Origin of the sequence: Cloacibacillus porcorum (assembly GCF_001701045.1) — a bacterium.
In the GTDB taxonomy this organism is placed as follows: Bacteria; Synergistota; Synergistia; order Synergistales; family Synergistaceae; genus Cloacibacillus; species Cloacibacillus porcorum.
Map to the genome: position 1 here is coordinate 812,897 of NZ_CP016757.1, position 21,244 is coordinate 834,140.

Consider the following 21,244-nt stretch of genomic DNA (forward strand, 5'->3'; position numbering starts at 1 on the left):
CCGCGTTGGGAATTCTCAGCCTCGGGGCATCCGGGGGCTAAGTGGTTGAGACGGTTTTAAAACCGTCTCAACCACTTAGGCTGTTCGGCTTCCATCAAAAAGCTCAGGTCGTTTGCCCTCTTTCCGGGGAAACCGGTCGTTAATCCCGAAAATTAAGAAAAATGTCGCCGCATTTTAATATTTGTGACTGATATTTGATTCAATTTACGATATAATGTTTTTAGCGTTTATTTTAATAAAGTAAATAAGAAGAGGTGTAGTGGAATGAAGTTAACCAAGAAATTGGCAGTGGCTTTTTCATTGGTGCTCGTCACGGCAGGAATGGCGATGGCGGCGGAGACGGTGAAGATCGGCGTTTATCTTCCCATTACCGGCGGAAACGCCATCGGCGGACAGCTTGAACTCGACGGAGTCAAGCTCGCGCATCAGCAGTACCCGACGGTGGACGGCAAGAAGATCGAACTCGTCGTCGTTGACAACAAGAGCGATAAGGTTGAATCGGCGAACGCAGTCAAGCGCCTCATTGAGAAGGACAAGGTGCGTGCGATAATCGGAACCTACGGATCGTCCCTCGCGATGGCCGGCGGCGAAGTGGCGGAGAAGGCCGGCATCCCGATGGTCGGTACCTCATGCACGAACCCGCTCGTAACGCAGGGGAAAAAATATGTCTTCCGCGTCTGCTTTATCGACCCCTTCCAGGGCGCGGGCGCCGCTGACTACGCGCTCAAGGAGCTGAAGGCGAAGAGCGCCGCGATGCTCATCGAGGTTACCGAGGACTACAGCGTCGGACTCGGCAACTTCTTCAAACAGAACTTTACGAAGAACGGCGGCAAGATCGTCTCCGTGATGAACTACCAGAAGGGCGACCAGGACTTCACCGCGCAGCTGACGGAGATCATCAGCAAAAATCCCGACGTGCTTTACATCCCCGCTAACTTCGCGGAGGGCGCGATCATCATGCGCCAGGCGCGCGAACTCGGCGCTAAGTTCAGCATCCTTGGCGGCGACGCGATGGACAACCCCGAAATGGTCAAGATCGGCGGAGAATCTGTCGAAGGTTTCAGCTACACGTCCTTCGCCTATTCGCCCAACATGCCCGAGAAGCTCATGAGCCCCATTCAGAAGCAGTTCACGGCGCAGTGGCGCAAAGCCTTCCCCGGCAAAGATCCCGCGGCTCTCACCGGATGCGGCTATGACGCCTATCTGCTCATCTACAACGCGATTAAAAACGCTAAGAGCACCGATCCCGAAAAGATCACGGCCGCCATCGCCTCCACGAAGGATATGCCCGGCGTAACGGGAACGACGACGATCAACAAGACGCACGACGCCGAAAAATCGGTCGGTATCATCAAGATCGAAAATGGCAGGCAGGTCTTCCACGCGATCGTCAACCCCAAGTAATATCAACGCTGCGGCCTGGGCGCACGACCCACGTCATGACTTGCTCCGGCCGGCACTGCGGTAAACGCTTCCGCACGTCTGGCTGCAAACGGTATCATACCGCGTCCGCCCTCAAAGGGCGGACAGCGGTCTTACGTACGGGCATATGCCTCCGGAGGCCCGAGCCCAGCCATTTAGCGGTTTGCACGCCTGCGCCGCGGCTCTGTTCCGCTTTTTCTGAAAATCAAATAAAATGCCTTTCTGACAACGGGAGGATAAGTAAGAGGGGAAAAAGATGACTTTTGACATGATGGTCCAGCATTTTTTCAACGCGCTGATGCTGGGCAGCCTTTACGGCCTTATCGCCATCGGTTATACGATGGTTTACGGCATTCTGCGCCTCATCAACTTCGCCCACGGCGATATCTTTATGATCAGCACCTATTTTGTCTTTCTTGCCATCACGGTCATGCACCTGCCCTGGATACCGGCGGTGCTGCTCTCTATTTTGGCTACCGCGATATTTGGGGTCATGATCGACCGCGTCGCCTATCAGCCGCTGCGCAACGCGCCGCGCATCTCGGCGCTCATCTCGGCGATCGGCGTCTCCTTCTTCATTGAAAATCTCTGCCTGGTTATCTTCACGGGCGTGCCGAAGCCGATGCCGCGCTTTGAGCCGCTTGTCCGCGTTATGACCCTGGGCAACGTCCGCATCCTGCCGCTCGCGATATTTGTCCCGATAATCTCCTTCATCCTCGTCGGCGCCCTGCTCTGGATGCTCTACCGCACGAAGCCGGGGCTCGCGATGCGCGCCATCTCGCGCGACATTGAGACGACACGCCTCATGGGCGTCAAGGTCGACCGCATCATCGCGCTCACCTTCGCCATCGGCTCGGCGCTCGCGGCCTGCGCCGGCATCATGTGGGCGCTGCGTTATCCGCAGATACACCCCTTTATGGGCGTTTTCCCCGGCCTCAAGGCCTTCATCGCCGCGGTCCTCGGCGGCATCGGCTCCGTACAGGGGGCGATGATTGGCGGCCTTCTGCTGGGGTTCATGGAGATCATGCTCGTCGCCTTTTTCCCGGCGCTCTCCGGCTACCGCGACGCCTTCGCCTTCGTCCTGCTCATCCTGATACTCTTCTATAAGCCGACCGGGCTGATGGGCGAGAAGCTGGAGGATAAGATATGATGAAAAATTCAACGAAGCTTATTCTTAACGCGCTCTCTCTCGGCCTCCTCGCCCTCTTTCTCTGGTGGGCGCAGGGGAACCTCGACGGCTATAAGATACAGGTGCTGAACCTCATCGCCGTCAACGCGATACTGGCGATCAGCCTTAACCTCATCTATGGCTTCACCGGTATGTTCTCGCTGGCCCACGCTGGCTTCATGGCCATCGGCGCCTATGTGACGGCGATCCTCATCCTGCCGGCGGCGCAGAAGGAGATGATGTACATCCTGGAGCCGATGATGTGGCCCTTCTCCGTGATGCACGCCCCCTTCTTTATCGCCGTTATCGCGGGCGGCCTTGTCGCGGCCTTTGTCGGCCTGCTGATGGCGCTTCCCTGCCTCAAGCTCGGCGGCGACTATCTCGGCATCGCGACGCTTGGCTTCGGTGAGATAATCCGCGTCCTCTTCACGAATATGACGCCGGTCACCAACGGCGCGCTTGGCCTCAAGGGCATTCCGGCCTACGCCAACCTGGGTTGGAACTACTTCTGGTGCGTCCTCACCTGCTACGTGATCATCAAGCTGCTCTCCAGCAACTTCGGCAACACCCTGCGCGCCGTCCGCGACGACGAGGTCGCGGCGAAGGCGATGGGGATAAATACCTTCCGCACCAAGACGATATCCTTCGTCGTCGGCGCCTTTTTCGCGGGCGTGGGCGGCGCGCTGATGGGCAGCCTCATCACCACGATCGACCCGAAGATGTTCAACTTCCAGCTGACCTTCAACATCTTGATGTTCGTTGTCGTCGGCGGCCTCGGCTCGATAACCGGCTCCCTCATCGGCACGGTGGTCATCACCGTGCTGCTTGAATGGCTGCGTTTCGTCGAAGACTCCATAACGATCGGCTCATGGGAATTCGCGGGGATACCTGGCATGAGAATGCTGATCTTCTCACTGCTGCTGCTCTTCATCATCCTCTACCGCCGCGAGGGTATAATCGGCGGCTATGAATTCAGCTGGGACAGCGCCTCTCGCTTCGCGAAGCGCATCTTCAAGGGAAAGGGGGCGCGCGCAAATGGCTGATACGATACTGAAGACCGAGGACGTCATGATCAAGTTCGGTGGCCTCACCGCCGTCAGCGGCTTTACAATAGAGGTTGAACGGGGCTCGATAACGAGCCTGATCGGCCCCAACGGCGCGGGTAAGACCACCTGTTTCAATATAATCACCGGCTTCTATAAGCCGACCTCCGGACGCGTGATCTTCGACGGCGAGGATATCACGCCGCTGGAGCCGCATATCGTCTGCAAGACCGGCATCGCGCGCACCTTCCAGAACATCCGCCTCTTCACCGGCGGCACCGTGCTGCAGAATGTCATGACCGCCTGCTGGGTGCGGCAGAAGGCTCCCTGGTGGAGCGCGCCGCTCTACCTGCCGATATTCCGCCGCGAGGAGCGCGAGATACGCGAGCGTTCCATGGAGCTGCTTGAGGCGGTGGGGCTTGACAAGCTTGCGGGTGAGATCGCCACGGGGCTGCCATACGGCGCGCAGCGGCGGCTGGAGATAGCGCGCGCCCTCGCGACCGGCCCTAAGCTGCTGCTGCTCGACGAACCGGCGGCTGGCATGAACCCGCAGGAGAGTCAGGAGCTGATGGATTTTATAAGAAGTATACGTGACCGGTTCAAGGTCACTATCCTGATGATAGAACATGACATGAAGGTCGTTATGGGCGTCTCCGAATGGATACGCGTGCTTGACTATGGCCAGCTTATCGCCGAGGGGACGCCGGCGGAGATACGCGCCAACCCTAAAGTCATCGAGGCCTATCTCGGCAAAGAGGCCGTAGCGGGAGGCGAAGGCATCCGCGTGCCGGACCCCGAAGGTAATCTGGAAACTACGCCTGACGGCGAAGCGGAGGAAAAATAGTATGCTAAAAGTAGAAAACCTCTCCGTAAATTATGGCGGCATACAGGCGCTGCGCGGCATATCCCTTGACGTGCCGGTGGGCAGGATCGTCACGCTGATCGGCGCAAACGGCGCGGGCAAGAGCAGCACGCTGCGCGCGATCGCGGGGCTGGTGCGGAACAAGAGCGGCAGCGTCACCTGGAAGGAGAAGCACCTGCTGGGGCTCAACCCCGAACACGTCCTTGAACGCGGCATCGCGCTCTGTCCCGAGGGACGCCGGATATTCCCGCATCTCACCGTGCTGGAGAACCTCAAGCTCGGCGGCTACAGCTGCAAGAACAGGGAAGAGGAAGATGCCGGGATCGAACGCGCCTTCTCCCTGTTCCCGCGCCTGCGCGAACGCTCCTGGCAGAAGGGCGGAACCCTCTCCGGCGGAGAACAGCAGATGCTGGCCGTCGGACGCGCGCTGATGAGCGATCCGGAGCTGATAATGTTCGACGAGCCCTCGATGGGGCTTGCGCCGATACTTGTCGAAGAGGTCTTTGACATTATCGAACGCATAAACAAAGAGGGAAAGACGGTGCTGCTCGTCGAGCAGAACGCCTTCGCGGCGCTCAAGATCGCCGACTACGCCTATGTTCTTGAGGTGGGGGAGATCACCCTTCAGGGCCCCGGCGAAGAGCTGCTCCGCGACCCGCGCGTCGTCAGCGCCTACCTAGGCGGATAGACGGACAATAAATTTTTTCATAAAGAGGAGCCTCCGCCGGTGACCGGCGGGGGCTCCTCTGTCTTTTGCCGTGTGTTCCCTTAAGCGCGGCTTGACGCTACCAGAGAGCGACCCTCTCTTCCGGCGCGAGGTACATGCCGTCGCCGGGCTTGACGCCGAAGGCGGTATAGAACTCAGGTATCTGCTGGACATTTACATTTGTGCGCAGATAGGAAAGCGGGTGGACGTCCTCTTTTATCCGTTGTTCCTCAGCCTCCTTGGTCTTGCGGTTGCGCCACAGTCTGGCGTAGGCTTTGAAAAACTTTGAAAAATCAAATCCCGGTACGCCTCGGCCGATTGCCGTCACGCAGGAGAGGCCGCCAAGGTCGGCGATCGCCTCGCTGAGTACCAGCTCGCCGTCGGCCTTCACTCCTGGCATAACCTCCAGCGTGGAGAAGTAGTCGCTGATCTTCTTCGAACGTTTATCGAAGGCTTTGCGGTCCGCCTCCGTCCACCAGTTGACGAAGTTGCCGTTTTCGTCGAACTGTGAGCCGTTTGTGTCGAAGGCGTGGGTTATCTCATGCCCGATCACCATGCCGATACCTCCGAGCAATTCCTCTTCGCCGCCCTTGGGTGAATAGAAGGCGCCTCCAAGGATGCCGGCGGGGATGTTGATCGAGTTGTCAGAGGGTGAATAGTAGGCGTTGACCTCCTGAGGATCGGCGAGCCACTTGCTCCTGTCAACCTTTGTATTTACCAGCTTGACGTCGCGCAGGCGTTCAAAATCGGCGATGGCGGCGACAGCTTCCACGAGATTGCCGCCCTCTTTCGTATCCTTAAAGTCCAGCGCCGAAAAATCCTCCCACTTATCGGGGTAGGCTACGCGCACCGTAAGATTGTCGAGCTTGGTCACCGCCTTGTTTCGCGTGCTCTCCGACAGCCAGCTTTCGCCGTGCAGCATGTTCCGGTAATACCCGACCACCTTCGCGATAAACTCTTCGATCCGGGCCTTTGTCTTGGGGTCGGCGTATTTTTCCGCGTATAGTCTGCCGAGCGGTTCTCCGAGATAGGCCGAGACCATTTCGTAGGCGTACTTGTCGTCAGGTATCGCGCCGCTGCTGCCCATCACGGCGTTTCCGTGTTCCACGGCCCAGCCGCGCGTCTCACGGTCCAGCAGGTTTGCCGTTGAAAGCAGCGTCCTGATGATGAGGTAACTTTTTATATCTTCAAGGTTCTCCGGGCGGTAGAGTTCGTTCAGCGAATTGAGCCATTTAGGCTCCATGAGGACGAACTCGCGGCTGTCGCCGTAACCCAGCGAGTCAATTACCGCCGTAAGCGGAAAATTGGCCGAAGCCTTGGTAAGCTGTTCCTTTGTCCGTACGTTGTAAATGGCGGCCTGTGCTGCCGGCGAATAGATCTCCTTAAGTCCCATCGCCCGTTCCGCGAGTTTATTCTCGACGCGGAAGAGCCCCTCGTTCATCGTTTCGGCCTGTTTTCGGTCGTATCCCGCCTTTTGCAGCAGCTTAACTATGTATTCATCGTTAGCCGCCTTGCGGCGCTTTGCGTATGGGCTTAGCTCTTTTGCCCTGTACTCGTCGGCGTCCGTCAACAGCAGCCCCGTCGTGGCGATCGCCACCGTGTTGTTTGTCGCGTCGCGGCGGTCTGCCATCACGCCGATATCGAAGAGCTGAGAGCCTAGATGCGGATCGCGGCTGTCTGTCAGGTATGCCGTCAGCCCCTCCATGTCTTTGATGGCCTCGATGCGTTTGACGTATGGTATCACAGGCTCCATGCCGAGACGGTCACGGCTCTTCCAGTCGCGCAGCATGCCATGGAATTTTTGCACCAGCGCCGCCTCGTGGCTGTTCAGCGAACGGTCTTTGAATAGTTTCTTTATCTGTGCCTCTACCTCGTCCGACCTCTCTGAAAAAGAATCGATGCGAACCTCGCCCTTGCGTATTTTAGCCTTCGATAGCCAGTCGTGGTTCACCGAGCGGTGAAAATCGTCGTGGTATGCGGGCGCCTTCGCGCCGGCGGGGAAATCGGCGATATCCGAATTGACCCACGCCGCCTCTGCGCCGCCGGCAGCGCCGAAAAACGCGACTGCAAGCAACGCAGCGCATTTAAATACGCCGGTCCATGATCTGATCATTTATTCTACCTCCATCGTGTCTGCTCTCTCCCTCCGCGCCGCCAACAGTCGGTACTCACGGAGGGCTGCTGATATTGTAGCATGAGAGACGGAGCCGTCAGCCTGGACCGGCTCCGTTTTCATATGCATGCTTTAAAGTTATCTCTTTGCCGCCTCGAATTCCGCTTTTATCTTTTTTCTCAGATCGTCGTCGGTGAATACCTTCAGACAGATATCGGCGATGACGCGCGCGCCTTTGACGAGAGCCTCGTGTCCCTCCTCAGCGGTGGTCGCCGCGGCGAATTCCCGCGTGTGGAGATCAAGGCTGCGCGGCGTTATCGCGAATTCCGGCTGTATCGCGGGGCAGCGGTATGAGACGTTGCCGACGTCGGTAGAACCGGTCGCGGGGTGTCCCTTTGTGCAGATGATGCCATATTCCGCCATCGTCTCCTCTGCCAGCTTTTCTGCCGTGAGGTTCGGCAGCATCGGCGCGAAGCTGCCCTCGAAATTCTTCCAGCTTACTTCGGTGCGCGTCGCGATCGCCGCGCCGCGCGCGCATTCCAGCACGGCGGCGGTCAGCTCGCGCTGTATGCTCTGCTCCGGGGCGCGCGCCTCGACGCGGCATACGGCGCGGTCAGGGATGATGTTCACCGCGCCCTTGACCTCCGTAATGTAGGCGGCGAGACGGCAGTAGTCGTGCATATGGATGCGCAGCATATTCAGCGCGTCGATGAAGAGCAGCATCCCGCTCTGGGCGCTTCGGCCGCGCCAGGGGGAGGCCGCCGAGTGCGAGGTCTGACCCGTAAAGGTGAAGTCCAGCCCGTCGATGCCGAGAGAACGGTAGTCGGCGAAACTCTCTCCCGCGAAGGAGTGGAACATGACAGCGAAATCTACGTCGTCAAATACGCCCTCGTCGGCCATACGTATCTTCGCGCCGTCAGTCTCCTCCGCCGGGGTACCGACGACGCGCAGCTCGCCGACGAGGTCCCCCATTGCTTCGCCTACCGCCATGCCGGCGTAGAGCGCCATTGTGCCGTGCAGATTATGGCCGCAGGCGTGTCCGATCTCCGGCAGCGCGTCATACTCGACCATCACCGCGACTACCGGCCTGCCGGCGGCGGACTCTCCGTCGGGAGAGGTCTTCTTCCCGATAAAGGCGGTGGGCAGTCCGAGATATGGGTATTCGACGGCAAATCCCGCCTCGCGGAGCTTGTCCGCCATCATGCGGCTTGTCTCATATTCCTCTTCCGACAGCTCGGGATGAGCCGCGAGATAATCGGAGAAAGCCGCCATCTCTCCGGCTTTCTCCGTGATATAGTTTTGCGCCAGGCTGAATGCCTCTTTTGACATCGGTATCATCTGCCTTAACAAGTATTTTTCTTATTTTACCATTATTAAGACTGATACAACTGAATATTCAGACGGAACAAATTTTATATAGGAGCCGGAGCCTCTGCTCCTCCTTTTTGCTACCGATAGTCGATCATTATCGCGATAACTATCAGAGCGGCTTGAATGCAAAAGATGATGCAGAACCTTGGAATAAACCATTTCATCCATTTGGCGTAGGGAATATTTGCCACGCCGCAGAATACGGCGGCAAACGCCGTCGGCCACAGAATATTTGAGAGGCCGTCTCCAAACTGGAAGGCGAGTACGGCGACCTGGCGTGATATCCCCAGTAAGTCTGACAGCGGCGCCATGATCGGCATTGTCGTAGCGGCCTGTCCCGATCCCGAGGGGATGAAGAAGTTGATAAGCGTCTGTACGAACAGCATACCGATCCCGGCGAGCCATTTCGGCATTGTCGAAAGCGGGATGAACATCCCGTTGATGACGGTGTCTACGATATTTCCCTGCTGCAGGATGATCAGAATTCCTCTCGCGATGCCTATCATCATCGCGCCGTAGGCGATATCTTTGAACCCCGCCGCCATTGTCTTAGCGATCTTGTCCGGTCCCCAGCCGGCTATGAAGCCGCATAATATTCCCATACCCAGGAGAAGTCCCGCAAGTTCGTCGAGATACCATCCCCACTTGAGGACAGAGATGACCATAATGACGATCGTGGCGCCCCCTGTGAGGAGTATCAGCTTGTGACGCCCTGTCATTTCGAGGTTTGCGAGATGGGACTGGTCCAGCCCGAAGTCGCCGCATTCGATGCCGTATACGGCGCTTGACTGGGGATTCCTCTTTACCTTTATGGCATAGTGCATAATGAGGGCGACACTTGTCGTGCACATCACAAACCAGCAGAATAAGCGGTATGCGATGCCGGAGAAGAGAGGCAGCTCCGCAAACTGCTGTGCGATACCGACATTGAAGGGGTTGGTGAACGAACCGCTGTAACCGAGTCCGACGCCCATCGCCACGATCGCCATCCCAGTCACCGCGTCATAGCCAAGGGCTATCGCAAGTCCTACAAATATGGGGGTGAAGCTGAGCGCCTCCTCAAACATGCCGTATGTTCCGCCGGCAAACGCGAAGAGGAATACAAATATAGGGATTATGAAAATACGGTATTTATCACGCGTCATCTGGAGCATTCTCGAGATACCGGCGTGGATGGCTCCGGAGGCGATGATTATCATCAGCGAGGCATAGGAGATAAACACGAAAAATACGGTGCTGGCGGCGTTTATCAGCCCTTTTTCCACGGCTATCAGCGTATCGAACGGCATTACAGGCGTCTGTGCGATGTTGTGATATGTCCCCGGTATTATTGTAAGCCGGCCCGCGGCGTTCTCCGTCCGCTGAAATTCTCCTGCCGGAAGGAGCCACGAGGCCAGCGCCGCCACTAAAATTATGAGGAAAAGCAATACATATGTGTCAGGTACCTTAAGTTTGAACTTCATTGATGATTTTGTCATAAGAAACACCTCTCTTTGTCCCAAATGTTTATTTTTTTACTAAAAGCCGGCTCTTTCACTATGCACGGAAACGGCTGAATAAATTATCTGTGCGGTTTCTGCGGCTCACAATGCGGAGATCTTTGACTCGAATTCCGCGCGGATATCTTCTCTCAAGCTTTGGTCTGTAAGTACCTTCAGGGCGATGTCCGCCATTATGGCCGCACCTTTGACGAGGGCGGAATGTCCCTCTTCGCTGGTCGTCGCCAGAGCGAACCCGCGCGTATGGAGGTCAAGCTTTTCTTCCGTTATTGCAAGCTCGGGCTGTATGGCCGGACATCTGTAGGAGACGTTACCGACGTCTGTCGACCCTGTGGGGAGGTGGTTTTTCGTACATATGACGCCATATTCCGCCATAGTCTTCTCAGCGAGCAGCTCAGCTGCGAGGTTCGGCAGCATCGAGTCAAAGCTTTTCATAAATTTCTTCCACGATACCTCCGTATTTACAGCGGCGGCGCAGCTCTTCGCACAGTTGATCACCGCTTCGGTCAGCCCGGCAAGCATCGCCTTATCAGGAGCCCTCGTCTCGACCTGACACACTGCGAGGTCCGGGATTATATTCACGGCGCCTCTGACCTCTTTTATTATGGCGTGCATTCTGCAGTAATCATGCATATGCAGCCGGAGCATATTGAGGCCGTCCATAAAGAGAAGCATCCCGTTCTGCGCGCTTCGCCCCTTCCACGGTGACGCCGCGGAGTGGGAAGTCTGTCCGGTAAATGTAAATTCAAGCCCGTCGATGCCAAGCGCCCTATAATCGGCGAAGCTCTCACCGGCGTAGGAATGGAACATAAAGGCAAGGTCGACATCGTCAAAGATTCCGGCGTCCGCCATTTGGACCTTTGCTCCGTCAGTCTCCTCGGCGGGCGTACCGATGACGCGGATCTCTCCCGCTGTTTCGCCGATCGCCTCCCCAACGGCCAACCCCGCGTAGAGGGCCATCGTACCGTGGAGATTATGCCCGCAGCCGTGGCCGATTTCCGGCAGCGCGTCGTACTCCGCCATAATTGCGACCACAGGCTTTTTTTGCGCGCAGGCGGGCGAAGCCTTTACGGCTTTGAAAGCGGTAGGCAGCCCCAGGTAGGGATACTCCACGGAAAATCCGGCGCTGATTAATTTTTCAGCCATCAATCTGCTGGATTCATACTCCTCCTGTGACAGCTCCGGATGGGCCGCGAGATAATCGCTGAAGGCAGTCATCTCTGCCCTTTTTTGAGAAAGATAGCAATGAGCCTTTTCGAACGCCTGTTTTGACATTTTGACTACCACCTTTTATATGATGTTTTTTATCTCAGTACATTAAGCAGCCCCATAAAGAAAATAGGGAAATATCTAAAGAGCGGCAGAGAGAGACCCTCGCATAGGCTACGGCCTCTCCCTGTTCGCCGTGCAGCATACCAAGCTGATCCTTTGTTAGCTCCATTATCCTCACTGCTTTCTCTCGGTAGATTATGATTTCTTGTTAAAATAAAAAATTAAAAATATATTTCAATATATAGATAGTAATAGGTGAATGTAATTGGTTTATCAAATTTTACTGAGAGTAATCTGATATTTTGAATATGATATTGATGTAATTTTGATACCGCAGGATAGATTTGAGAAAAGAATGAAAGACACGGCCCTCTTTCCGGCAAAAGGGGCCGTGTCTTTCATCTCTATACAGCGGCAGGGAGGAACAAAACCCGCCTGAAGAGACTATATTGATTAATAAAGGACCAAAGCTCCAACCATCGCGGCGATGAATATCGGGATATTATAATGCAGGAACGTCGGTACGCAGGTGTCCCATATGTGGTTGTGCTGTCCGTCCGCGTTCAGTCCCGCCGTGGGACCGAGCGTCGTATCGGAGGCGGGAGAACCGGCGTCTCCCAGCGCGCCGGCGGCGGCGATGAGACAGGCTGTCGCTCCGACAGAGAAACCGAGCTGCATTGCGAGCGGGCAGTAGATGGCCGCGATTACGGGGACCGTGCCGAAAGAGGTCCCGATTCCCATCGTAACGAGCAGCCCAACGGCCAGCATGAGGAAGGCCCCCCAGAACTTGCTTCCGCCGACCAGCGATACAACGCTGTTTACAAGGTGCTCAACGGATTTAGTCTCTCTGAGGACCGTGCCGTAACCGGCGGCGATGAGCATTACGAAGGCTATGAGTCCCATTATTTCAAGCCCGCCGAGAAAACTTTCGTCAATATCTTTGAATTTCAACACCCCGGTGACGATCATGACGAGGAGCGCCACAAGCGCTCCCAGCGGCATTGAGCCTGACCATAGCTGGGCGGCGAAGGCCGCAATTATCGCCACCATCGTCAGATAGTGCGTCTTTGTAAAGGTGCTTGGCATATCCTCCGCCGAACCGCCGATTATCGGTTTATCCTCGTAGTGTCTCGGGCGGTTATAGGTTATGAATACCGCGATGAGAAGACCGATGATCATCCCTATGCCTATCACCCATGTATAGGCGGGGACCGATCCCTTGGCTATTTCCATGCCGTTGCGTCCCATCTCCGCGGCGATGATCCCCTGGAAGATGAGCCCGTATCCGATTGGCAGCGTGATATAGGGGCATTTGAGTCCGAAGGCGAGGGCGCAGGCGACCTGACGGCGGTCGACTTTGAGTTTGTTGAACAGGAAGAGCAGCGGCGGGATGAGGATAGGGATGAACGCGATATGGACGGGAATCACCGTTCCCGAGATGCACGCGATAAGGGCGATGAGAAACATCAGCATAATCTTGTGCTCTCCCACCATCGACGCGATTTTTTTACAGGCGATCGAGGCCAGGCCTGTTTTGTTTATCGCGATGGCGAATGTCCCGAGAAGAAAATAGGCTAGCGCCGTCTCGGCGTTTCCTCCCATGCCGCTGATCAGAACACCCATCGTCGCCGGGATGGACATGCCGGCGGCCAGACCTCCAGCGAGCGCGGCGAGGAGCAGCGCAAGCACTATGTTCAGGTTGATCAGACATAAACCTATCATGACGATGACCGAAATGACGACCGGATTTAACAATATCATTTTTCTCTGCCTCCAAAACAACATTAATTTGATTTCTTATAGAAATAACAACAAATTGCAAATAATATTTCTCAGGGAGACGGTCTTTAATGAACTAAGAGTATCATTACTATATAATTATTTTATCAAAGTGTTAAATAGACCGAATCGGGCAATATTTATGGTTTGATGGTAATTTGATGAATTAGTAGGATTATCTTTAAATAGAGTTGCATTAGTTTGTCAATATACCCGATGGTCAAAACGATGCAGTTGAGGGTATCTTTCATGAGGTAAGATTTTGCGTTGTCTGTTTCGCGGGGAGGCGGATAGACGAAAAGGAGTGAGTGCTTTGAAAGAAATCGTATTGAATGGAAAAGATCTTACGCTGGAGAGTCTGATACGCATAACGAGAAACGGCGCGCAGGTATGCGCGAGCCTTGAGGCGATGGAGGACGTAAAAAAGTCCCGGGCGCTGGTCGAGGAGCTTGTCGCAGGCGGACGCCCAATGTATGGCATCAATACCGGATTCGGCAGATTTTCTGAGGTTGCGATACCGGAGGAGGATATAAATCTTCTTCAGATAAAACTTATACTGGCGGATGCCGCCGGGGTCGGCGCGCCGCTTCCGACCGACGTCGTCCGCGGGATGCTGGTCATGCGTGCGAACTCCCTTCTTAACGGATTTTCCGGCGTACGTCCGGTAGTCATCAACACCATACTCGATATGCTCAATAGAGGCGTTCATCCCGTGGTGCCGGAGAAGGGCTCGGTCGGTTCAAGCGGAGACCTCTGTCCGCTCGCTCATATGGTGCTGCCGATGATCGGGCTCGGCGAGGCCGAATATAACGGCGTCGTAATGGAGGGGGCCGAGGCGATGGCCAAGGCGAAGATCCCGCTTATCGAGCTTAAGGCCAAAGAGGGGCTCGCCCTCATCAACGGAACTCAGTGTATGACCTCCGTCGCGGCCCATGTGCTGGCCGACGCCATAACGCTGAAAAAGACCGCCGACATCGTCGGGGCGCTCACGGTAGAATCCCTTCGCGGAATCAAAAATGCCTACGACCCTCGCATACAGGATGTGCGCCGGCATTCGGGACAGAGAGAGGCCGCGGAAAACATGCTCCGGCTGCTTGAGGGCAGCGAATATGTTACAACGCAGGGCGAACTGCGTATGCAGGATTCGTATTCGCTGCGCTGTATTCCACAAATACATGGAGCCAGCCGTCTTGCTATAGATTATGTCGCCTCCGTCGTGGAGAACGAGATCAATGCCGTCACCGATAATCCGATAGTCCTGGTCGATACCGGCGATGTCTTTTCGGGCGGCAATTTCCACGGACAGCCGGTGGCGATAGCGGCAGATACGTTAGGTATCGCGCTCTCAGAGCTGGGTAATATCTCCGAACGCCGTATCGCAAAGCTGATAGACCCGGCGCTTAACCACGGGCTTCCCGCCTTTCTCGTCAAGCACGGCGGCATAAACTGCGGCTTCATGATTCCGCAGTACGCGGCCGCGGCCCTTGTCTCGGAGAATAAGGTCCTTGCTCACCCCGCGAGCGTAGACTCGATACCCACATCGGCCGGACAGGAGGACCATGTCAGCATGGGTACGATAGGCGCGCGCAAAGCGGCGCAGATATTGGAAAATGTCAGGATGGTTCTCGGCATAGAGCTTATGTGCGCCGCCCAGGCTCTTGACCTTCAGGAAAAGAGGAAACTTGGCGCTGGTACGGAGGCCGCATATAAGGTTATACGCGGCGCGGTGGAGTTTATGGAAGAGGACAGGGTCTTTTATAAAGACCAAAAGCTGGCTGCAGAGCTTATCGCGGACGGAACGCTTGTCAAGGCCGTCGAAGAGGCGGTCGGCACGTTGAGATAGTATCTTGTAACCGCCGGTAGGGCGATAACGGTATATGTATTAAAATAATATATACAGGGAGAGCGCCTGGATTTGCAAAACAGAATATTGCAAACAGCTCTCCCTGTATTTTTATTTTGGAGAAAAGGATGGGGAGAAATGAATGTAAAGGTGAAGGTAATAGGTACGCCGTCAATAGAGATCAATGGAGAAGCGCTTCGTCTCCCCCTCAAAAAAGCCGAGGCTATAGTCTATTACCTTGCCATAGAGGGGCGCGCCAGCCGTGAAAAGCTGGCTTCCATCTTTTGGGGTACGAAGGACGAAAATTCGGCCTACAATAATTTTCGAAACGCGCTGTATCTGCTGAAACAATATTTTCCCAAAGATTCGATAATTGCCGACCGCCGCTATGTATCGGCGGCCGGTTTCTCCTGCGACCTGGATATCATAGACAGAATAAGCGACGTAGATACGCCTCTGCCGCAGTGTCTTTCCGACGAGCTGCTCAAGGGATTTGATATTCCCGAGTGCGCTGATTTCGGCAACTGGCTTCTTATCGCCAAATCGCAGTTCAAGACACGCGTGACAGAAAAGCTGAAAACACGCATTACCGCCTGTTATGATTCGCAGGACGAGGATAATCTCGAGAGCTCGCTTGAGATGCTCATAGCGGCCGACCCCTTTGACGAGGATTCCACGCTGGAACTTATGGATATCTATTTCAAGAGACGCGGAGCGGCGAAGGCAAGCACTCTCTTCCGCGAGTATAAGCGCCGTCTCTCTGAACAGCATCCCGAAAATCGGACAGCCAAATAAAGCCCCTGGATTATAATAAAACTAAATACATATAAAGGGGGATCTTCTATGCGTAAACGTAAAACGGAAGAAAGAATAAGAGCAATTGAGATGCACAAACAGGGAATTCCACGAAGGCGGATTGCTGAAGAACTTGGTGTTAGTCCTGATTCTATTAAAACATGGATATCTTTATATAAGAGCGGACAGAAGGACTTACTGGATGATACAAGGAAAAAAAGAACCTACAGCAAGGCTGTAAAACTTGAAGCTGTTTCGGCTCATTTAGAAGAGGGACGTACTATGGTAGATGTTACCTCATCTTTTAACATTTCAAGTCCCTCTCTTTTAAGACGATGGTGTAAGGAATTTATCGAACAAGGGGATATTTCTAGTTCAAAACGTGACTGTCCAGATAAGAAATTGGAAGTTACAAATAGCATAGAAAAGATCAAAGAGCTGGAAATGCAGGTCGACGTATTAAAAAAAGCCTTAGAGCTGCAAAGGTGGTGATAGAAAGAAATATTAAATACAGAATCATTTTTGAATTTTCAACAAAACATTCTGTCTGTGGAATGTGTAGATTTTTGTCCGTATCACGCTCTGCATACTACAGTTGGCTAAAGCGGCGTGGAATGGAAGATAAAGACGGTCCTCTCATAGAAGCAATAAGAACGGGACAGGATATCAACAAAAACACTTATGGGTACAGGCGAATGACTCTGTGGCTCAACAACTTCATTGGCATTCATGTAAACAATAAGAGGGTAAGGCGTGTTATGAAAAAAGCGGGACTTCAAGCGGAAATAAGAAAAAAGAAAAAGTTTAAAGTGATGTCAGGAAATATCCACAGCTATGAGAATATCCTGAACAGAGAATTTCGTTCCGACAGACCAAACCAGAAACTGGTTACTGATATCACATATATACGAACAAAAAAGGGTAATATATTCCTCTCCATGATAAAAGATCTCTTTGATAATTCCATACAGGGATATCAAATCAGTCGTAATAATAATATTAAGTTAGTAACCGATACATTGAAGAAAGCATTTGAAAACAATAATAAGGTGGTCGCTGATGGACCAATCCTCCACAGCGACCAGGGGTTTCAATATACAAGCCATGCATATTTCAACCTGACACAAAGATACGGACTCAAGGTCTCAATGTCAAGGAAAGGAAATTGTTTGGATAATGCATGTGCAGAAAACTTCTTTAGTCACATTAAATCAGAACTCGTCAACCGAGTAAAATGGGAGAACTACGAGGAGGCCAAAGATGCCATAGACGAATATATAAGGTATTATAATAACGACAGGATACAGATAAAATTGAAAAAGGCTCCGATGCAATATCGAAGTCTCTTTATTGAATAAATTTTTGATACCCTTGGGAGCTTTTATAGCGCTGTGCGGTTTTCGGGACTCTGTTCACTCTGAGGAGCTTTCGCTTACACCCTCGGCGCGGGCGGAAGAATATTTTAAGCGTATGATAGTTTTGGATACGCATGACGGCGGGATGGGAGATGTTTCGCCGGATTCGTTCTTTGTCGGCAGAATGAGGGAACAGTCGCTGATCTTTGAACGGCTGGAGAATAACGACGGCACCGTGGCGGTTTTTTTAGACGGCGAGGCGGGGATCGGCAAGACATCGCTGCTCCACAAGGTGTTGTCGTTTTTTGACGGCGAGAGCCATATAATATTGTCGACGAGATCCTACGAGGCGGGGCTGGACTATCCATATTCGTCATGGAATAACCTCGTGTCGCAGGCGGCGCTGTATTGTACGGAGGAATCGCCGGAGGACGGCGGGGTAAATTTTTCGCTGCTCGCCGGGGTTTTTCCCAATTTTATGAGCGGCAGGCGGATAGCTTATAACGCTGATTCCGTCGTTGTTTTGGAGCGGACCCCCATAATCATCGGAAGGGCCGTAAGCCGCCTTGTCTGCCGCGCCGCCGGCGGCCGGCGTCCAGTTATCGTCCTGGAGGATATGCACTGGTTTGACAAACAGTCTATCCATATGCTCGAAGTGTTTATCGAGAACCTCTCCGTACCGGCCACGGTATTTATTACGAGCCGTCCGGAAAAGAGCGATTACATAATGCGCACGCTTACACGGCTTAAGGATGCCGGAGCGATCAATTTTCTTCATATTCCCCTCAAACCGTTTGACCGCTCGGAGACGGCCTCTTTTTGCAGCCATTTTCTTGATAAAGAGCTGTTGGAATCAAAAGATAAAGACTATTTCTATAACGAAACGGAGGGCATGCCGCTGCTGGTGGCTGAGATGGTAAAGCTGCTCAGGGCGAATTCAAAGGCGGAATTTACCGTCAGCGGTCTGGGCGGCGTCATGCTCGCCAGATTTGGCGAGATATCGGAAAAGCAGAGGGAATTTCTGCGCGTGCTGTCTGTATTTACAAACGGCGCCAGCATTTCGTTGATCGCCAAGGTAATGGGAGAGCCGCCCCAGGAGGTCTCGGCGGTGGCGGAAGAGCTTCTGCGCAAGATGCTGATCAAAGAGATAAAGACGATAGACTTTGGCGTGCATGTCGATTTCAGCCACGCCAAGCTAAGGAGCTGCGTGTACGATGCGATTCCCGGCTTCAAACTCAGCGAGTATCATAAAAAGGTCGCGGACACGCTTAACGGGCAGTATTCGCCAAGGAAATGGGACCCCGCGCTCAGTTCGATGCTTTGTTACCACTATACTAAGGCCGGGCTGCCGGAGAATGTCCTGAATCAGCATCTGCGCGAGATGATATTTGATATAACGCTCAACCATGATCTTTTCCCGCTCATCCAGGACGATGTGCTCTATTCCTGTACGCACCCGTACAACGACCGCTCGGATACGGAGAAGAAGATGGACGCGATGAGCGCCCTGCTGGCCGATATCAGAAATAATATACGGGCCGATAACGAGAAAGAGATAATGCGGATGGAGGCCTCTTATCTGGAGCTGTGCGGGGGCTACCTGATCTGCTGGGGAGAATATGACCGGGGTCGGGTCCTCCTGAACCGCGCGATGAAGATAGCGCGCGAACATTCTTTCTCTACGATATACATCCATTCCCTTTCGAATATGGGGCATTATTTCCTCCAGACGGACAACGCGGAGCCTCTGATGCGCACGGCGCGGGAGATGCTTAACGCGGCGCGCGACGATGAACGGGAGAAGTATATGGGCATTGCGCTGCGCTATATCGGCGTCGCCTTTCAAATCATGAGGGATTATGAAAAATCGGAAAAGGTGCTGCGCCGCTCGATCGCCATCTTTGAGGAACAGGCGCTGCTGGGCAAGAATTATACGCTCAGCATGCTTGCGGCGGAGTGTTATATCGGGGAGAATTACCACTGGCAGGGTGATTTTGCGAAGGCAGTGGAGCATTTCAACCACTGTATAAGTGTCTGCGAAGAGAAGGGGCTCTTCTGGGGCAGCAGCCATTTCCGCGCCCATCTTGCGGATGTCGCTTTTGACCTTGGGGACATGGAGATGATGTTTGAGAATATCTACCGCGGCACGAAGGTCTTTGAACGCTGTCAGGGCGGGCGCTGCGGCTCCATACTCTACAGTCTGAAGTCGATCGCGGATGCCGAGCAGAAACGTTATGACGACGCCTATCGTTCGCTTGAGATAGGCGAGCTGCTCTCCGCACCGATAAGAAAGCATTCATGGATATCGGTTCACGCGATGGCCAAGGCCTATCTTGCGAAAATGCTGGAGGAGGGCGGCCTGCCGCCGCAGTTCAATAAAATACTTAAAAAATCTTCGAAGGAGTACGCCGAAGAGGCTGTCTCCATTTACGCGAAGATCCCTGTCCCGCATCGGGTGAGAATGCTGCGGGAGCGCTTCGGCCTCTGATTTTGAATGCGCCTGCGGCTGGCGGGAGCCGGACAATGCTAGACTAAACAAAACATCCACCCTCCGGCCGGGGGTGGATGTCTTTGTCTGCCCTCTCTAGAAGAGGATATATACGATCGGCGTTGCGATCAGTATTGAAAATACCACCCGCTCAAACCAGATGATGAAAATTTCCCGCATCTTCAGGGGGATATCCGTCCCTGTGAGGCAGGGCAGCATTCCGGAAAAGAAGAGCACCTCCGAGATGCAGATGACGGCGACGACGAAGCGCGTCGTCAGGGCGGAATCCCTGCATAATATCGCGGGCAGGAACATGTCCGCGATCGACGTCGACGCGGCCTTGGCGGCCAGCATGGCGTCAGGCATTCCAAGAACCTTAAAGAAGGGGTAGTATATCCAGGCGGTGTAGTCGAAGAGCGTCGTATATTTTGATATGAGAAGCGCGCTCACGCCGAAAAACATTATCGCGGCGCCCACTCCCGAAGCCATCACGATGCCGTAGGTGAAATTGTCTTTTGCGATCTCATAAAGTCCCGGGGCGGTCGCTCCCGTTCTCACCCCGATCTTCCACGCGCGCTCGAACCGGCCGCCGGTCTCCTCGGTGATATCTCCCTCCGGTACCGCGCCGGGATAAAATGTATCAGGTACGCGGGAGAGCGGCGGAATGCGAAGGGTGATGGACGTTACGGTAAAGCAGACGACCAGAGTGACCCAGAAATATATGTTCCAGTGCTCGATGATCCCGAGCGTCTTGGCGACGATTATCATAAATGTCGCGGATACCGTGGAAAAACCGGTTCCGATGATTGCCGCCTCACGCGCGGTGTAGCCGCCCTTTCTGTAGACATTGTTTGTAATGATGAGCCCGACCGAGTAACTGCCGACAAAAGAGGCGACGGCGTCTATCGCGGCTCTGCCCGGCGTGTGGAATATTGGGCGCATGACCGGAACCATCAGCTCTCCGACACACTCCATGAGACCGTAATTGACGAGAAAGGCGAGAAATATTGAGCCTATCGGTATCAGCATCGTAACGGATACCGCCACGGCGTTGAATATATATGGCGCGATATTTTTGTCTAAGAACCATTCCGGTCCGATATTAAAATAGACCATCGCGCAGAATGCCGTGCCGATGAGGTTTGTTACGAAGAAAAACGCATCTGTGAACGAAGAGGCGTATTTTTTCAGCCGCACCGCGCGGGCGACCCCCCAGATGGTGACGATGACCACATAGAGAGCCCCCAGGTGTGGTATTTTTCTTATCAGAGTTATCACGTGGTCGACGGGAATACTGTTTTTCCCCATAAATGTTATCGGGATGAAAAACATGAATATTCCGATGGCGCTGAAAAACAAAAACTTGAGCGGGCTGTACTGCTGCTGTTTTTCCATTGTCGTTCCCTTCCTTAATTAAGTTATTTGAATAATTTCTCAATATCAAAAATATAGATATCTATCATTAATTTTTTATCAAAATGTCCTGTCCATCCATCAATAGCTGCGGGGAAAAATTTTTTTGACCTGA

The 21,244-nt window shown here is 53.8% G+C and carries 17 protein-coding genes; 10 read left to right on the forward strand and 7 right to left on the reverse strand.

Features of this window, described 5'->3' with window-relative positions:
• Window positions 1–264: 264 nt before the first annotated feature.
• From BED41_RS03690 to BED41_RS03710, 5 genes are all read left to right on the forward strand, one after another.
• On the forward strand, window positions 265–1,404 hold the full coding sequence (locus tag BED41_RS03690) for an ABC transporter substrate-binding protein (RefSeq protein WP_066743230.1): 1,140 nt from the start codon (window positions 265–267) through the stop codon (window positions 1,402–1,404).
• 274 nt (window positions 1,405–1,678) lie between these two features.
• Entirely contained in the window at window positions 1,679–2,572 is an 894-nt protein-coding gene (locus BED41_RS03695) for a branched-chain amino acid ABC transporter permease (protein WP_066743231.1), read from the forward strand.
• On the forward strand, window positions 2,569–3,633 hold the full coding sequence (locus BED41_RS03700; protein WP_084002234.1) for a branched-chain amino acid ABC transporter permease: 1,065 nt from the start codon (window positions 2,569–2,571) through the stop codon (window positions 3,631–3,633). Before BED41_RS03695 ends, BED41_RS03700 begins: the two co-directional genes overlap by 4 nt.
• Window positions 3,626–4,477, forward strand: a complete 852-nt coding sequence (locus BED41_RS03705; RefSeq protein WP_229712387.1) for an ABC transporter ATP-binding protein — start codon at window positions 3,626–3,628, stop codon at window positions 4,475–4,477. Before BED41_RS03700 ends, BED41_RS03705 begins: the two co-directional genes overlap by 8 nt.
• 1 nt (window position 4,478) lies before the next feature.
• On the forward strand, window positions 4,479–5,183 hold the full coding sequence (locus BED41_RS03710) for an ABC transporter ATP-binding protein (protein ID WP_066743233.1): 705 nt from the start codon (window positions 4,479–4,481) through the stop codon (window positions 5,181–5,183).
• Window positions 5,184–5,280: 97 nt separating this feature from the next.
• Here the strand turns inward: BED41_RS03710 and BED41_RS03715 are convergent, their stop codons facing one another.
• The 6 genes from BED41_RS03715 to BED41_RS03735 all read right to left on the reverse strand — a co-directional run bounded on the left by BED41_RS03715 (window position 5,281) and on the right by BED41_RS03735 (window position 13,217).
• Window positions 5,281–7,314, reverse strand: coding sequence for a M13-type metalloendopeptidase (locus tag BED41_RS03715; protein ID WP_066743235.1), 2,034 nt, complete (start codon window positions 7,312–7,314; stop codon window positions 5,281–5,283).
• 138 nt (window positions 7,315–7,452) lie between these two features.
• Entirely contained in the window at window positions 7,453–8,643 is a 1,191-nt protein-coding gene (locus BED41_RS03720) for a M20 family metallopeptidase (RefSeq protein WP_066743237.1), read from the reverse strand.
• Between the two features lie 119 nt (window positions 8,644–8,762).
• A complete protein-coding gene (locus tag BED41_RS03725; RefSeq protein WP_066743239.1) occupies window positions 8,763–10,163 on the reverse strand; it encodes a YfcC family protein in 1,401 nt (466 codons plus the stop codon).
• 105 nt (window positions 10,164–10,268) lie between these two features.
• Entirely contained in the window at window positions 10,269–11,459 is a 1,191-nt protein-coding gene (locus BED41_RS03730) for a M20 family metallopeptidase (protein WP_066743241.1), read from the reverse strand.
• A 34-nt stretch (window positions 11,460–11,493) separates the two neighbouring features.
• Window positions 11,494–11,625, reverse strand: a complete 132-nt coding sequence (locus tag BED41_RS16835; protein ID WP_268217946.1) for a hypothetical protein — start codon at window positions 11,623–11,625, stop codon at window positions 11,494–11,496.
• A gap of 284 nt (window positions 11,626–11,909) precedes the next feature.
• Window positions 11,910–13,217: a Na+/H+ antiporter family protein gene (locus BED41_RS03735; protein ID WP_066743243.1), complete on the reverse strand. Its 1,308-nt coding sequence runs from the start codon at window positions 13,215–13,217 to the stop codon at window positions 11,910–11,912.
• Between the two features lie 322 nt (window positions 13,218–13,539).
• On the opposite strand from BED41_RS03735, the gene hutH reads away from it, so the two are divergent.
• The 5 genes from hutH to BED41_RS03760 all read left to right on the forward strand — a co-directional run bounded on the left by hutH (window position 13,540) and on the right by BED41_RS03760 (window position 19,716).
• Window positions 13,540–15,078: a histidine ammonia-lyase gene (gene hutH, locus BED41_RS03740; protein WP_333543841.1), complete on the forward strand. Its 1,539-nt coding sequence runs from the start codon at window positions 13,540–13,542 to the stop codon at window positions 15,076–15,078.
• Window positions 15,079–15,216: 138 nt separating this feature from the next.
• Entirely contained in the window at window positions 15,217–15,873 is a 657-nt protein-coding gene (locus BED41_RS03745) for an AfsR/SARP family transcriptional regulator (protein ID WP_066743245.1), read from the forward strand.
• A gap of 48 nt (window positions 15,874–15,921) precedes the next feature.
• On the forward strand, window positions 15,922–16,365 hold the full coding sequence (locus tag BED41_RS03750) for a transposase (RefSeq protein ID WP_066742616.1): 444 nt from the start codon (window positions 15,922–15,924) through the stop codon (window positions 16,363–16,365).
• A complete protein-coding gene (locus tag BED41_RS03755) occupies window positions 16,362–17,231 on the forward strand; it encodes an IS3 family transposase (RefSeq protein WP_157102394.1) in 870 nt (289 codons plus the stop codon). Before BED41_RS03750 ends, BED41_RS03755 begins: the two co-directional genes overlap by 4 nt.
• Window positions 17,232–17,352: 121 nt before the next feature.
• Window positions 17,353–19,716, forward strand: coding sequence for an ATP-binding protein (locus BED41_RS03760; protein ID WP_168160224.1), 2,364 nt, complete (start codon window positions 17,353–17,355; stop codon window positions 19,714–19,716).
• Between the two features lie 96 nt (window positions 19,717–19,812).
• Here the strand turns inward: BED41_RS03760 and BED41_RS03765 are convergent, their stop codons facing one another.
• The gene (locus BED41_RS03765) at window positions 19,813–21,111 is read right to left on the reverse strand and encodes a YjiH family protein (RefSeq protein ID WP_066743248.1); all 1,299 of its coding nucleotides are present in this window, start codon (window positions 21,109–21,111) and stop codon (window positions 19,813–19,815) included.
• Window positions 21,112–21,244 lie beyond the last annotated feature (133 nt).

Bases quoted from the DNA above. Each gene is read 5' to 3' on its own strand.
- BED41_RS03695 (WP_066743231.1), top strand. From the start codon at position 1,679: ATGACTTTTGACATGATGGTCCAGCATTTTTTCAACGCGCTGATGCTG.
- BED41_RS03715 (WP_066743235.1), bottom strand. From the start codon at position 7,314: ATGATCAGATCATGGACCGGCGTATTTAAATGCGCTGCGTTGCTTGCA.
- BED41_RS16835 (WP_268217946.1), bottom strand. From the start codon at position 11,625: ATGGAGCTAACAAAGGATCAGCTTGGTATGCTGCACGGCGAACAGGGA.
- BED41_RS03705 (WP_229712387.1), top strand. From the start codon at position 3,626: ATGGCTGATACGATACTGAAGACCGAGGACGTCATGATCAAGTTCGGT.
- BED41_RS03745 (WP_066743245.1), top strand. From the start codon at position 15,217: ATGAATGTAAAGGTGAAGGTAATAGGTACGCCGTCAATAGAGATCAAT.
- BED41_RS03710 (WP_066743233.1), top strand. From the start codon at position 4,479: ATGCTAAAAGTAGAAAACCTCTCCGTAAATTATGGCGGCATACAGGCG.
- BED41_RS03700 (WP_084002234.1), top strand. From the start codon at position 2,569: ATGATGAAAAATTCAACGAAGCTTATTCTTAACGCGCTCTCTCTCGGC.
- BED41_RS03765 (WP_066743248.1), bottom strand. From the start codon at position 21,111: ATGGAAAAACAGCAGCAGTACAGCCCGCTCAAGTTTTTGTTTTTCAGC.
- BED41_RS03735 (WP_066743243.1), bottom strand. From the start codon at position 13,217: ATGATATTGTTAAATCCGGTCGTCATTTCGGTCATCGTCATGATAGGT.
- BED41_RS03730 (WP_066743241.1), bottom strand. From the start codon at position 11,459: ATGTCAAAACAGGCGTTCGAAAAGGCTCATTGCTATCTTTCTCAAAAA.
- BED41_RS03690 (WP_066743230.1), top strand. From the start codon at position 265: ATGAAGTTAACCAAGAAATTGGCAGTGGCTTTTTCATTGGTGCTCGTC.
- BED41_RS03720 (WP_066743237.1), bottom strand. From the start codon at position 8,643: ATGTCAAAAGAGGCATTCAGCCTGGCGCAAAACTATATCACGGAGAAA.
- BED41_RS03750 (WP_066742616.1), top strand. From the start codon at position 15,922: ATGCGTAAACGTAAAACGGAAGAAAGAATAAGAGCAATTGAGATGCAC.
- BED41_RS03725 (WP_066743239.1), bottom strand. From the start codon at position 10,163: ATGACAAAATCATCAATGAAGTTCAAACTTAAGGTACCTGACACATAT.